At 38.0% G+C, this 13,070-nt stretch carries 11 protein-coding genes and 13 tRNA genes; 19 read left to right on the top strand and 5 right to left on the bottom strand.

Features of this window, described 5'->3' with window-relative positions:
* The first annotated feature begins 1 nt into the window (after window position 1).
* The 13 genes from ACY3XC_RS18045 to ACY3XC_RS17985 all read left to right on the top strand — a co-directional run bounded on the left by ACY3XC_RS18045 (window position 2) and on the right by ACY3XC_RS17985 (window position 1,383).
* Window positions 2–77, top strand: a tRNA-Thr gene (locus ACY3XC_RS18045).
* Between the two features lie 38 nt (window positions 78–115).
* Window positions 116–191 (top strand) — tRNA-Lys (locus ACY3XC_RS18040).
* 85 nt (window positions 192–276) lie between these two features.
* Window positions 277–358: transfer RNA gene (locus ACY3XC_RS18035), tRNA-Leu, on the top strand.
* 35 nt (window positions 359–393) lie between these two features.
* Window positions 394–468 (top strand) — tRNA-Gly (locus ACY3XC_RS18030).
* 7 nt (window positions 469–475) lie between these two features.
* A tRNA-Arg gene (locus tag ACY3XC_RS18025) sits at window positions 476–552 on the top strand.
* Window positions 553–559: 7 nt separating this feature from the next.
* Window positions 560–636 (top strand) — tRNA-Pro (locus tag ACY3XC_RS18020).
* Window positions 637–655: 19 nt separating this feature from the next.
* Window positions 656–728 (top strand) — tRNA-Ala (locus ACY3XC_RS18015).
* A gap of 7 nt (window positions 729–735) precedes the next feature.
* Window positions 736–828 (top strand) — tRNA-Ser (locus ACY3XC_RS18010).
* A 46-nt stretch (window positions 829–874) separates the two neighbouring features.
* Window positions 875–951, top strand: a tRNA-Asp gene (locus ACY3XC_RS18005).
* Between the two features lie 51 nt (window positions 952–1,002).
* Window positions 1,003–1,075: transfer RNA gene (locus ACY3XC_RS18000), tRNA-Phe, on the top strand.
* A 34-nt stretch (window positions 1,076–1,109) separates the two neighbouring features.
* Window positions 1,110–1,194 (top strand) — tRNA-Tyr (locus ACY3XC_RS17995).
* Between the two features lie 30 nt (window positions 1,195–1,224).
* A tRNA-Cys gene (locus tag ACY3XC_RS17990) sits at window positions 1,225–1,298 on the top strand.
* A gap of 11 nt (window positions 1,299–1,309) precedes the next feature.
* A tRNA-Gly gene (locus ACY3XC_RS17985) sits at window positions 1,310–1,383 on the top strand.
* Window positions 1,384–1,990: 607 nt separating this feature from the next.
* On the opposite strand, the gene ACY3XC_RS17980 is transcribed toward ACY3XC_RS17985, so the two are convergent.
* Window positions 1,991–2,953 (bottom strand): S8 family peptidase, encoded by a 963-nt coding sequence (locus ACY3XC_RS17980; protein WP_464869771.1) that lies wholly within the window; start codon window positions 2,951–2,953, stop codon window positions 1,991–1,993.
* Between the two features lie 356 nt (window positions 2,954–3,309).
* On the opposite strand from ACY3XC_RS17980, the gene ACY3XC_RS17975 reads away from it, so the two are divergent.
* Entirely contained in the window at window positions 3,310–3,951 is a 642-nt protein-coding gene (locus ACY3XC_RS17975) for a DUF421 domain-containing protein (RefSeq protein ID WP_179156828.1), read from the top strand.
* A 210-nt stretch (window positions 3,952–4,161) separates the two neighbouring features.
* Window positions 4,162–5,655, top strand: a complete 1,494-nt coding sequence (locus ACY3XC_RS17970) for an RNA-guided endonuclease InsQ/TnpB family protein (protein ID WP_464869770.1) — start codon at window positions 4,162–4,164, stop codon at window positions 5,653–5,655.
* 135 nt (window positions 5,656–5,790) lie between these two features.
* Here the strand turns inward: ACY3XC_RS17970 and ACY3XC_RS17965 are convergent, their stop codons facing one another.
* Window positions 5,791–6,441, bottom strand: a complete 651-nt coding sequence (locus ACY3XC_RS17965) for a DUF2238 domain-containing protein (RefSeq protein WP_464869785.1) — start codon at window positions 6,439–6,441, stop codon at window positions 5,791–5,793.
* A gap of 200 nt (window positions 6,442–6,641) precedes the next feature.
* On the opposite strand from ACY3XC_RS17965, the gene ACY3XC_RS17960 reads away from it, so the two are divergent.
* Window positions 6,642–6,935 carry a hypothetical protein gene (locus ACY3XC_RS17960; protein ID WP_464869769.1) on the top strand — a complete coding sequence of 98 codons (294 nt, stop codon included), beginning with the start codon at window positions 6,642–6,644 and terminating at the stop codon, window positions 6,933–6,935.
* Window positions 6,936–6,996: 61 nt separating this feature from the next.
* Here ACY3XC_RS17960 and ACY3XC_RS17955 read toward each other — a convergent pair whose 3' ends face one another.
* Complete coding sequence (locus ACY3XC_RS17955) at window positions 6,997–7,575, bottom strand: class I SAM-dependent methyltransferase (protein ID WP_464869768.1); 579 nt, start codon at window positions 7,573–7,575, stop codon at window positions 6,997–6,999.
* Between the two features lie 216 nt (window positions 7,576–7,791).
* On the opposite strand from ACY3XC_RS17955, the gene ACY3XC_RS17950 reads away from it, so the two are divergent.
* Entirely contained in the window at window positions 7,792–8,655 is an 864-nt protein-coding gene (locus ACY3XC_RS17950; RefSeq protein ID WP_464869767.1) for a metallophosphoesterase, read from the top strand.
* 367 nt (window positions 8,656–9,022) lie between these two features.
* A complete protein-coding gene (locus ACY3XC_RS17945) occupies window positions 9,023–9,880 on the top strand; it encodes a DUF1002 domain-containing protein (protein ID WP_464869766.1) in 858 nt (285 codons plus the stop codon).
* Window positions 9,881–9,972: 92 nt separating this feature from the next.
* On the opposite strand, the gene ahpF is transcribed toward ACY3XC_RS17945, so the two are convergent.
* A complete protein-coding gene (ahpF, locus tag ACY3XC_RS17940) occupies window positions 9,973–11,502 on the bottom strand; it encodes an alkyl hydroperoxide reductase subunit F (RefSeq protein WP_464869765.1) in 1,530 nt (509 codons plus the stop codon).
* 18 nt (window positions 11,503–11,520) lie between these two features.
* Window positions 11,521–12,084, bottom strand: a complete 564-nt coding sequence (gene ahpC, locus ACY3XC_RS17935; protein WP_179156822.1) for an alkyl hydroperoxide reductase subunit C — start codon at window positions 12,082–12,084, stop codon at window positions 11,521–11,523.
* Between the two features lie 269 nt (window positions 12,085–12,353).
* Between ahpC and ACY3XC_RS17930 the strand changes: the two genes are divergently transcribed.
* A complete protein-coding gene (locus tag ACY3XC_RS17930) occupies window positions 12,354–13,013 on the top strand; it encodes a GNAT family N-acetyltransferase (RefSeq protein ID WP_464869764.1) in 660 nt (219 codons plus the stop codon).
* Window positions 13,014–13,070: the final 57 nt, after the last annotated feature.

Here is a 13,070-nt window from a genome sequence, read left to right as displayed (position 1 = left end):
TGCCGGGGTAGCTCAATTGGTAGAGCAACTGACTTGTAATCAGTAGGTTGGGGGTTCAAGTCCTCTCGCCGGCACCAGAGTTTTTTCGCGATAGCGAAAATAACTTTCCTTGCATGAGCCATTAGCTCAGTTGGTAGAGCATCTGACTTTTAATCAGAGGGTCGAAGGTTCGAGTCCTTCATGGCTCACCAAGTTATTTTCATAAGAAAATAACCAAGACTTTTTGCGCTAGCAAAATAATCTTCCATTTTCTATAGTAAAATGATTATTAAATATGCGGGTGTGGCGGAATTGGCAGACGCACCAGACTTAGGATCTGGCGCCGCAAGGCGTGGGGGTTCGACTCCCTTCACCCGCACTTAAGTTTTTTAACTCTAAATAACTAACATAAATGCGGAAGTAGTTCAGTGGTAGAACACCACCTTGCCAAGGTGGGGGTCGCGGGTTCGAATCCCGTCTTCCGCTCCATTATAATGCGCCCGTAGCTCAATTGGATAGAGTGTCTGACTACGGATCAGAAGGTTATGGGTTCGACTCCTTTCGGGCGCGCCATATTTTACGGGAAGTAGCTCAGCTTGGTAGAGCACTTGGTTTGGGACCAAGGGGTCGCAGGTTCGAATCCTGTCTTCCCGACCATTCTAGATAATAATGATATGGGGCCTTAGCTCAGCTGGGAGAGCGCCTGCTTTGCACGCAGGAGGTCAGCGGTTCGATCCCGCTAGGCTCCACTTATTCGGAGGAATACCCAAGTTTGGCTGAAGGGATCGGTCTTGAAAACCGACAGGCGGGTCATACCGCGCGGGGGTTCGAATCCCTCTTCCTCCTCCATAAATTCTAATTTCTTATTTTCAAGAAAAACACTTGAAATAACATTGGTCCGGTAGTTCAGTTGGTTAGAATGCCTGCCTGTCACGCAGGAGGTCGCGGGTTCGAGTCCCGTCCGGACCGCCATTTTTTATATCAGTAGGTTAACTCTACTGTTGATATAGATATAGATTGTATGGCTCAGTAGCTCAGTCGGTAGAGCAAAGGACTGAAAATCCTTGTGTCGGCGGTTCGATTCCGTCCTGAGCCATCATTTTTTTTAGAAAATTATTAGTCATATACATGGAGGGGTAGCGAAGTGGCTAAACGCGGCGGACTGTAAATCCGCTCCCTCAGGGTTCGGCGGTTCGAATCCGTCCCCCTCCACCATATCTTATAAATTGGGATGCTCTTTAACAGGGCAGCATAGCCAAGTGGTAAGGCAGAGGTCTGCAAAACCTTTACCCCCGGTTCAAATCCGGGTGCTGCCTCCAAATTTTAATATGCGGGTGTAGTTTAGTGGTAAAACCTCAGCCTTCCAAGCTGATGTTGTGAGTTCGATTCTCATCACCCGCTCCAATTTAGACCCGCCATAATATTACATTCAACTAATACAACCACCTTGTTAAGGTGTTTTTCTATGTCTAAAAATTGCTGTATAAAAAAGGACGCTCCCATCGAACTGGAAGCGTCCTTTTTATATGCAGCAATTTCCTCATTTATTTAGTACGGTTGTCGAGATGCTTTTTTCTTTATATTTTGGCTGTTTTCGCAAAGATTGTTGTTTTTATTTTTGGTTAATAACGTTTTTTGCTTAAGTCGCCTATGGTTCGGGCACCATGACTCTTAGATTCATCAAGCTTGTCTGAAGTTGCCACAGGTTCGGACACCATGACTCTTAAATTCATCAAACCTGTCTGAAGTTGCCACAGGTTCGGACACCATGACTCTTAGATTCATCAAACCTGTCTGAAGTTGCCACAGGTTCGGACACCATTGCTCTTAGATTCATCAAGCTTGTCTGAAGTTGCCGCAGGTTCGGACACCATGACTTTTAGATTCATCAAGCTTGTCTAAAGTCACCTCTGGTTCAAACACCATATCTCTATAATTCATCAAACTTGTTCGAAGTAGCGATTAATTTATAATAATTTGTTCAGAAAGCAACAAAGTTTACGAAAAGAGCCTATATTTTCAACACCTGAGCAGATACTTTTTGATTAAACACATCCGATAAGTAGTCCTCTGCAGTTAAGTACAGGAATCCATTGCCTTCAAGTTTTGGAGAGTTTCCTAGTGGAACTGTTCTCTTTATTAATTGCGCATAAAGCTCAGGCTCTGTCAGATTTCGCGCGAATTTTTTTGTGACAATATCTTTTATGAGTGCAAGTGCACCGGATACATGCGGTGTTGCCATCGAAGTTCCGGATAGTTTTGCATAAGTGCCGTTTAAATAGGTTGAAAGGATTTCTTCACCAGGCGCTACTAAGTCGACTTCATTATTCGAATTTGAAAACTCAGAAGAACGGCGCTGCAGATCAATGGCTCCAACGCTGATGACTTCATTATAGGAGGCAGGATAAGAGAATTCATCAGAAGAATCCTGTCCATCTCCCTCATTTCCAGCGGCACAAACGACAAGAATTTGGTTGGCGATTGCGTTTTGAAGCGCTTGATGCAATTCAGGTACATCCGCGGAACCGCCGAGGCTCATAGAGATAATATCCGCCTTCTGTTCAACGGCATAGTTAATGCCATTGATAATCCAGTCGTATTGTCCTGAACCATTTTTATCGAGCACTTTTAAAATCAGTAAATTTGCTTCAGGTGCCACACCAATTACTCCATTATTGTTTTGGATAGCAGCAATGGTGCCCGCCACATGTGTTCCATGACCATTATAGTCAGTGTAGACATTAGGATTTCCATTATCATCATTCGTGAAATTCCGTCCGCCGATAATCCGTTCACTTAAATCAGCATGGGTGACATCGCAGCCTGTGTCTAATATTGCAACTGTGATTCCCTTACCTTTCGATTTCTCCCAGATTTTTGGAGCCTCAATCATCTCAATGCCTTTTGGCACCTCAGACACCACTTCGACCACTTCATTCACTTGATACGGAATTAGATGTAATCTTTGTTCCATTCGTATCCCTCCTGACAGAATTGGTTTTCTGTGTATTCTAGGGAGTTATTAATAGTTTAACAATTCAGAATCTATTAAAACAGTTACTATAGTAGTGTTTTTACCGAACTAACGTTCTTTTTATGTTTGTCTCAGGAAAAAGGACAATAGGGTAGTCCAAGCCCCTGCTAAGACAGGTATAGAGAGTGGTAGAATAACATCAAAAAGCGTGGCAAAGATTTCAGCTAACATAAAAAACTTCCTCTCAAATGTACCTAAGTTCGAATTAATAATAGATACGTTTTTATGGATAATAGAGGGTAAATTGGTAAGGATATAATTAATTCTTTTTAAATGAAATGGTGGTTATTTATTATATGGAATGGGATTATTTATGGAAAGCAATAGTGATTGTTATTGCAGGAACAGTACTTTTAAGAATTGCAGGCAGGAAAACAATTTCACAAATGACATTGGCTGAAACCGTTATTATGATTGCTATTGGGACTTTACTTATTCAACCTGTGGCAGGAAAGGATATTTGGACAACCTTTTTGGTTGGTGGAGTTCTTGTCGGAACACTATTAATAATGGAATTTATACAAATGAAATCTGACAGATTTGAAAAAATGATTACAGGGAAAGCAAAGGTGGTAATCGATAACGGAACATTGAATGAAAAAAACTTAATGAAACTTAGGTTAACGGTGGACCAACTTGAAATGAAATTAAGACAAAATAGTGTATCTAAGATAAGTGATGTAAAATGGGCAACGTTAGAACCAAATGGTCAATTAGGTTTGGAGTTGAAACAGGATGCTCAACCTGTAACGAAAAAGGATTTTGAAGATTTCAAACAGGCAATAGTTAATTTAATACCAAGTAATTCTCAACTTACTCATATAAACGAGATATTAAACTTGATAAACAAAAAGTATGAAGTCGAAAGCCAAGAGGACATATTCGCAGAAGTTCAGAATAATGCACATAAAAACGCCCCGCCAAAGCATTTACAATAAAGACAATATAGTTTTAGGGGCTTAAGGCTCCTTTTTGTTGGGCTGTGAATCTTATCAAAAAGCAGCGTAAAACCCCTAGCTTTAGATATGGGGATATAAGCTGTATTTATTTAGGGATAAAGTCAGAGCTCTTGCTATACTTCCTATAAAACTATTGGTATAATAAAAGCAAGGATAGAACATACGTTCCTTGAGAGGGAGGTGAACGTAATGTATAGTGCCTATAAAATACAAATACATCCAGACCATGAATTGTTCGATTACTGTGATTCTCTATGTTTTAAAGCGAAAAACTTGTACAGCATAACCAATTACTATATTAGACAGGTTTACACGGCGCTAAAAAAAGAAACGAGAAATGAAAATCAACTTCAAGTTCTAAGGGATATTAAAACAAATTTACCTAAAATGAATGAGATTCGTCAGAAAAGCTATGAAATAGAAAAGATTAAACCTAAGAAAGTAGATAAAAGCGGTAAATTAATTGATGTAAAGTTGAAGCCATTTGTGATGCCCCATCATGAAAAATCATTTATTGGATATGGCTTTGTAGAAGCCTTATTTAAAGTGATGAAACAAGTAGATTACATTTCTATGCCCTCCCAATCCAATCAACAAACAATGAGAAAAGTATATGATGATTGGAAAAGTTTCTTTGAAGCCTCTAAGAAATATAAAATCAATCCTGCCATCTTTTCCGGTAAGCCAAAGATTCCAAAATACAAACAAAAAAATGGAAGAACCACGTGTTATTTAACCAATCAAATAACGACGATCAAAGAAGGAAATGTTCTTAAATTACCTGGAACCCATCTAAAGTTAAACTTGGGAAAAGTGGCTCAATCCAAAGGAAAACTGCAACAGGTTCGAATTGTCCCGTCCTATGGTCGTTATGTAATGGAAGTCATTTTTAAAGGTAAACAAGACAAGGAAATCCAACGAACTGAAAAGCAATTTAATGAATTGGTATTTGAGCCAAAACGAGTAATGGGTATTGATTTAGGAGTTGATAACCTGGCAACTATCGTCGATAATACGGGGCAAAAGCCTCTGCTTATCAAGGGCACAAGGTTAAAATCAATTAATCAATACTATAACAAATTAAAGGGAAAGTACATGAGTATTATTCGAAATGGCAAAGGTCCCAAAGAAGGGATATTTACCACTAACCGAATGATATCGTTGGATCGAAAAAGAAATAATCGTGTCATGGATTTTTTGCATAAGGCTAGCGCTAAAGTGGTGGAAATTGCCCTAGAAAGAAGCATCGATACAATTATTATTGGAAGGAATGTTGGCTGGAAATTAGAGGTTGATATGAAAAAGGCAAATAAGCAAACCTTCATTCAAATTCCATATGCTACTTTCATTGAAATGATTCGATACAAAGCTGAGCTAAAAGGGGTTCAAGTCATTGATAGGGAAGAAAGCTACACCTCCAAGTCTAGTTTCTTGAATCATGACCCCATTCCTACATTTGGTGAAAAACATCAAACTACTTTTAGTGGGTATCGAAGCACTAGAGCTTTTTACAAAATAAAGGGCTCAAAAATTCTAATCCATGCAGATGTAAATGGCGCCTTTAATATTGTTCGAAAACATGTAAAGAATGCTTTTGAAGGACTTGCAAAAAATCAATTCCTTCAAGCTCCACAGAAAATCATCATAAAAAATAGACATGCAAAGCTGAAGGCTTCGGCCTGATGTACTAGCGGGACTTGTGGTAGCCCACGTAAAGACAATGGTGCTTTTTAAGACTATTCTTTCGAAACCCCTAGATTTATCTATGGGGATACTCATAAGCCAGAAGTACAAGGATTATTTTTTAAAGAGGTCTTTTTATTCTTTTTTTCCTAACAGCTTGTTATGCAGGTTTGAAAAGATAAGTAGTGCAAGGATAGAGCCAATTAATGTTAACGACATATCCCACTGTGCATCCCAAATATCACCTTGCATTCCTAAAAACTCTTCAGTAGCTTTTCCACCTTTGTCGATTTTTGTTGACAGCCATTCAATGATTTCATATAAAGCTCCAATGGCCAATGAAAAACTTAAGGTAACGAAATAGAGCCACCATCCAATTGTTAACGGGCTTTTTCGCATTAATATTTCTCTTATCACAATCGCAAACAAACCCTTTAGTAAATGTCCAAATCTATCATAGTGATTCCTATTTAGATCAAAATAATCTTTTATCCAATTAAAAAGGGGAACCTTTGAATAGGTATAATGGCCGCCTATGAACATAATAATCGAAAGAATTGCGATAATGAAATAGGAAAGTGTAGTGAGTCGAAACTTATGATATGTAGTCAATGCTATGATTATGATCACAACGGCAGGAAGTACTTCCAACGTCCATGTTACATATCGTTCTGGCTTAATAACGGACCAAATAAAAACTGCTATAACAATCAATAGCAATAGTATATGAATGGTTGTACAGCTTCTATATCTTTTCACTTCTTTGTTCACTCCTTTATATCCCATTAATTTTTTATAGGTTGTCCAGTATTTCATTTATTACCCTAAAAAGCGATAGTGGCGCAATCTCATTTTTCGAAGCCATTTTTGAAAGTTAAGTCCATAGCAAAACATTGCCAGCATGCTCAAACCAGTGAATGGAATAATAGAATATGGAAGGTGATAAATTTTTCTTTCCAAGTTCTCTATCGAGGGAGTGTTTGAAATTGAATAACTGGATAACGGCTCTTTACAAAATAGGGAGAAAACAGAATATTTTAAAGATGTTTGGCAGAAGAAGAAATAATCGAGGAATGCTATGGGCGTCTATTTTGGGTTTGGGATTGAGCGCAGCAGCATATGGATTTAGAAGAAATAGAAACAGAAATATGCCGAATTCTGTTCAAAACGTAATGAATAATTCTCGATTCGGAAATATTATCCCGATGCCCAAAATGGCAAATTTAATGGAGTTTTCAAAGGAATTAATACCGAACAAAAATTCTTTTACAAACAAATAGAAGAATAAAAAGGCAGGACTTCCGCCGTTAGGCTGGAGTTTCTGCTTTTTTTTCCATGTCATTATAATGAAGCTGAAAAATATAGCTCATTGTAAAAAAAACACTTTTTATATTTTTTTAGAACCTGGCAATGGAATTTTTCCTTTGTAAAGTAATTTAGATACTCTTCTTCCCGTAAAATGTAATCGCCTTTATCATTCGTTCTCATAAACCAATTACTGATAGGAGACTTTTCAAACAAGCAAGGTTCTATCACAACGATTCTACCATCTGGTTTTAAGACTCGCTTGAATTCTTTTACATACCCATAAACCATTTCTGGAGGGATATGGTGCAGGACAGCAATAATTAAAATATAATCAAAGCTGTAGTTGTCTGCAGGAAGTTCATTTCCCTTAAACGTTTCAAATCGGTACTGGTTATACAATTTTTTGGCAAATTCAACCCTGTAGGAATCTGGATCAATCCCAAAATAATGATCAGGTATACATAGGGTGCAGTTTGCCCCGGTTCCAGCTCCAAAATCCAACACTTTTTTATCTGAAAAATTAAAATGCTTCTGAATATGATTTTGAATATATAATTTTGTAAACCATTTAGGTCGAATCAATGAGTGATAAATTCTTGGTGATAATTGCAATCCAAAGCTCCTCACTAAATATCTAATAGTTTCTTCTTCTGAAAGAACAATATTAGATTAAGAAGGAAGCGGCCTTTTTATACTTTTTAAATAAAATTCAAGAAAGGTAAAAATCGGTAATAAACAGTAAAGGTGTTGTTATTCCTTTTCCTCCATTAATTCCCGCTAACTATTTCTTTTAATTTCTTTATAATAGGATGGAAGGAGGAGATATAATTGATATTATTCTTTTTTATTCTTGTATTTTTAAGTATTTTACTCCTTTTCTATAGGGCATACCAAAATACTCATAAAGTTACTTTAAATAAAGTTCATTTATCTCATATAGATTCTGATCAGTTGCAAGGACCTCATTTAAATATTTTACACATCTCAGATATACATTTAGAAAAGATTTCTGTTTCTCCTGAACAACTCTATAACAAGCTAGCGGGAGAGAAAATTGATTTAATCGCTTTAACGGGGGACTATCTTGATAAAAAACGCAGTATTCCAAAGCTCATTCCTTATTTAAACGTTTTTAACAAGTTAAACCCATGTTATGGAGTTTACGTCGTGTTTGGAAATCATGATTACAAATTAAAACAAGTGGACTTTGAACGATTAAGAAATACATTGGAACTACATGGCTGTAAAACGCTTCAAAATGAAAATGAAACTATTATGGTTGAAGGAAGCCCAGTTCATATTATTGGTATTGACGACCTGCACACAAAAAGAAGTAATCTGCAATCATCTTACAAAGGTTTAAGGGACGGATACCATTTAGTTTTAACGCATGACCCTAATATCGTTCTAAGCATGAAGGATTGGCATTTCGATTATCTATTATCAGGCCATTTCCATGGCGGCCAAATATACTGGCCTAAACCGTACCATCTCGCAAAATTGGGAAGGAAAATGATGCAGATGAATATGATTAAAGGGCTGCATTATCATGAGGATAAACCTTTTTATATCAGTGAAGGCTTAGGGCAAACATCAATAAATATCAGACTTGGCAGCCGTCCGGAAATAACCCTTCACCAGCTTTCACTAAACAAAAAAATGCGAGAGAAAGAGGTTCAGACGGCTGTTTAAGACATAAGTCTATATCCAATAAAAAAGGCTGGTGAACCCACGTTCAACAGCCTTTTAATTTATGATGCAAATGTAAAATTCTCTAAGAATTTGTCTCTAGTTTTGTGAATGTATCTATTTTAGCCTGTAATAAAACGCGTATAAAGGCTACATTTCGTAAGCTTTTTTGTGTTTTTATCTAAAGGAAGTAACATTACTATCTACTATGTAATAGTCTTAATAGAATTAGCATAAATGTTACCCATTCTTTTCATGAAATACTAAAAAGCTATGTTAAGATTATGCAAAGCCAATTTTTCAACTATAAATTGGCGGAACATGAGCGATTCTTATCTGAACGGCTGCATGTATTAAAGGAGGTCTAACAATGAAACAAAAATTACAGGCACTGTTGCTTATGATAATGATGCTAGTAGCAGTTCCTTCTATTAGTTTTGCAGATGCAGTAGAAGGGGATACGATCGTTTCATTAGGAGAAAACCTAACGGAACAGCAAAAAAATGATATGTTAGCAGAGTTAGAGGTACCGGAAAATGCAAAGACGATTACGGTATCCAATCAAGAAGAGCATGATTATTTAGGGGAGTTTATTCCTAAGGCACAAATTGGATCACGTGCGATTTCATCTGCGAGCATAACCATGGGTGCAAAGTATTCTGGGTTAGATGTGCAAACGAACAACATTACATGGGTTACGGATGAAATGTATATCAATGCCCTTACTACAGCTGGTGTAAAGGATGCAGCTATAAGGATTTCCGCTCCGTTTGATGTTTCCGGTACAGCTGCTTTGACAGGAATTATGAAAGCATATGAAGCAACAACGAATAAAGAAATTCCGGAAGAAATCAAAAAAGCGGCGAATGAGGAAATGGTGAAAACCGCACAGCTCGGTGACTCGATTGGGGCCGACAATGCTGCTGCTCTCATGGGAAAAGTCAAAGAAGAAATCGCCAAGAATGAGCCGAAAACGGAAGCTGACTTGCGCGCCTTAATTGAACAAGTTGCAGCGGAGCTTGGGATAACGTTAACAGATGCAGAATTAGATAGGTTAGTAGAATTCTTCAGCAGTCTGAAGGCGATGGATATTGACTGGAATCAGGTAAAAGAGCAATTAAGTGAAATCTCTACATTTTTGCAATCAGAAGAAGGGCAGTCATTTTTACAGAGGCTGCAGGATTTCATAAATAGCTCGCTTGATGAGGTTCGCGCCATCTTTGCTTAAATCAAACTTTAGAGCCCCTCTCATTTGAGAAGGGCTCTTTTACTGAAAAAGAACTCGTCTGTTTAGACGAGTTCTTTCATTTTATATTGATATTAATTTCGAATGAGATAATCGAACGCACCTAAGGCTGCTGTTGCACCTGATCCCATAGAGATAATGATTTGCTTATAAGCACTATCTGTACAGTCGCCTGCGGCAAATACGCCAGGGATGCTTGTTGCGCCATGTTTGTCGACAACAATTTCACCCATACGAGTACGTTCCATACTTTCGCCTAACCAGTCTGTGTTAGGAACAAGACCGATTTGAACGAAAATACCTTCTAATTCAATATGCTTAACTTCTTCTGTTTCACGATCCATATAAGAAATACCATTTACTTTGTCAGTACCAGTGATTTCTTTTGTTTGAGCATTCTTGATGACTGTTACATTTGGCAGGCTGTAAAGACGATCCTGCAGTACGGCATCAGCTTTCAGTTCAGCTGCAAACTCAAGAACCGTTACATGTTTCACAATTCCTGCAAGGTCGATGGCAGCCTCAATACCAGAATTCCCGCCGCCAATAACAGCAACGCGTTTTCCAGCAAACAACGGACCATCACAGTGTGGGCAATAAGCTACACCTTTGTTCTTGAACTCTGCTTCGCCTGGGACGCCAACATTGCGCCAGCGGGCACCAGTTGAAAGGATAACGGTTTTACTTTTTAAAACCGCACCGTTTTCAAGTTCAACTTCTACAAATTCATTTTTTTCCAAAGATTTCGCTCGCTGAAGATTCATTACATCAATGTCATATTCTTTGACATGCTCTTCAAGACTTGCCGCCACTTTAGGACCTTCCGTGTATTTCGTACCGATAAAGTTCTCAATACCCATCGTATCCATAACCTGACCGCCAAAGCGTTCAGCGACGATACCTGTACGAATGCCTTTACGAGCCGCATAGATTGCTGCACTTGCACCAGCAGGTCCACCGCCGACAACGAGCACATCAAATGGTTCCTTATCAGAAAGCTCAGAAGCATCTGTACCAGAACCCATTTTAGCAAGGATTTCTTCAATACTCATACGGCCGCCGCCAAAGTTTTCTCCATTTAAGAAAACTGTTGGAACCGCCATGATGTCCTTCGCATCAACCTCAGCTTTATACGCTGCACCGTCAATCATGGTATGTGCAATACCAGGGTTGAGAATGCTCATGATGTTCAAGGCTTGGACAACATCAGGGCAGTTATGGCATGTTAAGCTGATATAAGATTCAAAGCGGTATTCACCTTTGATTGCTTTAATTTGGTCGATTACTTTCTGATCAACCTTTGGAGCTCTTCCGCTAACCTGCAAGAGAGCCAATACTAAGGAAGTGAATTCATGTCCTAGAGGAATACCAGCAAATGTTACACCAGTGTCTTCACCAATGCGATTTACACTAAAGCTTGGTGTTCTCTCTAGTTCTGTTTTTTCAACCTTAATGTTAGAGGACATGGCTGCCAATTCATCAATCAATAGCAGCATGTCGCGAGATACGTCATCGGTTCCTGCTGAGACTTTAAGAAGGATATCGCCTTCCATCAGTTGAAGATACTGGGATAACTGTGCTTTTATATCTGCATCTAGTAACATTTTATCTACTCCTTAAACTTAAATTTTTCCTACTAGGTCAAGACTTGGCTTAAGTGTTGCAGAACCTTCCTGCCATTTAGCCGGGCAAACTTCACCTGGATTGTTACGTACATATTGTGCTGCTTTGATTTTATTAACAAGTGTGCTAGCGTCACGGCCGATACCGTCTGCATTGATTTCCATAGCTTGTACAACGCCTTCTGGATCAATGATGAACGTTCCACGTTGTGCAAGACCTTCTTCTTCATCTAATACATCAAAGATGCGAGTAAGCTTTTGAGATGGGTCACCAATCATAATATATTCAATTTTACCGATTGTTTCTGAGTTATCGTGCCATGCTTTGTGTGTGAAGTGAGTATCTGTTGAAACAGAATATACTTCAACACCAAGATCTTTTAGCGTTGCGTATTGGTTTTGTAAGTCTTCTAATTCAGTAGGGCATACGAATGTGAAATCTGCAGGGTAGAAGCAAACAACACTCCATTTACCTTTAAAGTTTGCTTCACTAACACTGATAAAATCTCCGTTAAAATAAGCTTTTGCGTTGAATGCTGATACTTCTTTTCCAATTAATGACATAATCTATTTCCTCCTAAAATTTGTTAGGGAAAATGGAACTGCATTTTTCCCTGGTTGTGAGAATTGTTCACAACAAATAGTAATACCTAAATTAGAATAATTCTAATACAATGTTTATTATCATATAAAAACAATGGTCTTGTCAACAAGAAAGATCTTTTTTTTTGAGATATTCCGACTAAATTTTTCGAAAACATATGAAAAGGTGCTAGTATGTTAAAATAACATAAATAAATCGATAGACCTGAATAAGAGAGAGGTGGGTCTAAATGGGTGCCACTGATATAAAATTAATAGAAGGAACGCTCCGTGATTTAAAGAATGTTTATCAGCGCTTTATAGCTGATTTTCCGAGCGACGAATTAAAAAGCTATGAGCACCTTAAACTGCTCATGTCAAAAAGGAGATACAAGTTACTATTAGCAAAAGATCCTGTCCTTGATGAGATCGTTGGGTATGCCTTTATCTACGAGTTCATTCATTTGCAGGCGATTTGGCTTGATTATATAGCAATCGATAATCAACTTCGCGGTTCAGGATATGGATCTCTTTTATTTAAAAAACTTAGAGACTGGAAACAAAATGGGTTTATCGGATTATTTATTGAAGTTGAGATTCCAGAGGATATTGAAGGATTTACTAGAGAAAATCAACTAAGAAGAATTTGCTTTTACGAAAGATTAGGAGCCAAAAGGTTACCGATCCCTTATCAATTACCGACATTCAATGGCGGGCTTCCCATGTACCTTTACTTTTGTCCAAGTTCACATGTTGAAAAACTCCCTAAGGAACAAATCCAAGAAGCCATCTCAGAAGTATTTGATTACATTCACTCAGATGTAAAAAATAGAGACGATATCTTAATGGAATTTTACACATGGATCGAAGATGAGATTTATCTATCAGATAGACAAGTAAAAAATATCTAAAGTGCCGTTCACCTATCTAACAAGTAATGCGATTCACTTTTTTGATATTCGGAAAAC

The sequence above is a fragment of the Bacillus sp. CZDM1 genome, assembly GCF_055502545.1.
The sequence above is the reverse complement of the archived record's forward strand: the minus strand, read 5'-3'. Positions and strand labels throughout refer to the sequence as shown.

Bases quoted from the DNA above. Each gene is read 5' to 3' on its own strand.
- ACY3XC_RS17980 (WP_464869771.1), bottom strand. From the start codon at position 2,953: ATGGAACAAAGATTACATCTAATTCCGTATCAAGTGAATGAAGTGGTC.
- ACY3XC_RS17975 (WP_179156828.1), top strand. From the start codon at position 3,310: ATGGAATGGGATTATTTATGGAAAGCAATAGTGATTGTTATTGCAGGA.
- ACY3XC_RS17970 (WP_464869770.1), top strand. From the start codon at position 4,162: ATGTATAGTGCCTATAAAATACAAATACATCCAGACCATGAATTGTTC.
- ACY3XC_RS17965 (WP_464869785.1), bottom strand. From the start codon at position 6,441: ATGGGATATAAAGGAGTGAACAAAGAAGTGAAAAGATATAGAAGCTGT.
- ACY3XC_RS17945 (WP_464869766.1), top strand. From the start codon at position 9,023: ATGAAACAAAAATTACAGGCACTGTTGCTTATGATAATGATGCTAGTA.
- ahpF (WP_464869765.1), bottom strand. From the start codon at position 11,502: ATGTTACTAGATGCAGATATAAAAGCACAGTTATCCCAGTATCTTCAA.
- ahpC (WP_179156822.1), bottom strand. From the start codon at position 12,084: ATGTCATTAATTGGAAAAGAAGTATCAGCATTCAACGCAAAAGCTTAT.
- ACY3XC_RS17930 (WP_464869764.1), top strand. From the start codon at position 12,354: ATGGGTGCCACTGATATAAAATTAATAGAAGGAACGCTCCGTGATTTA.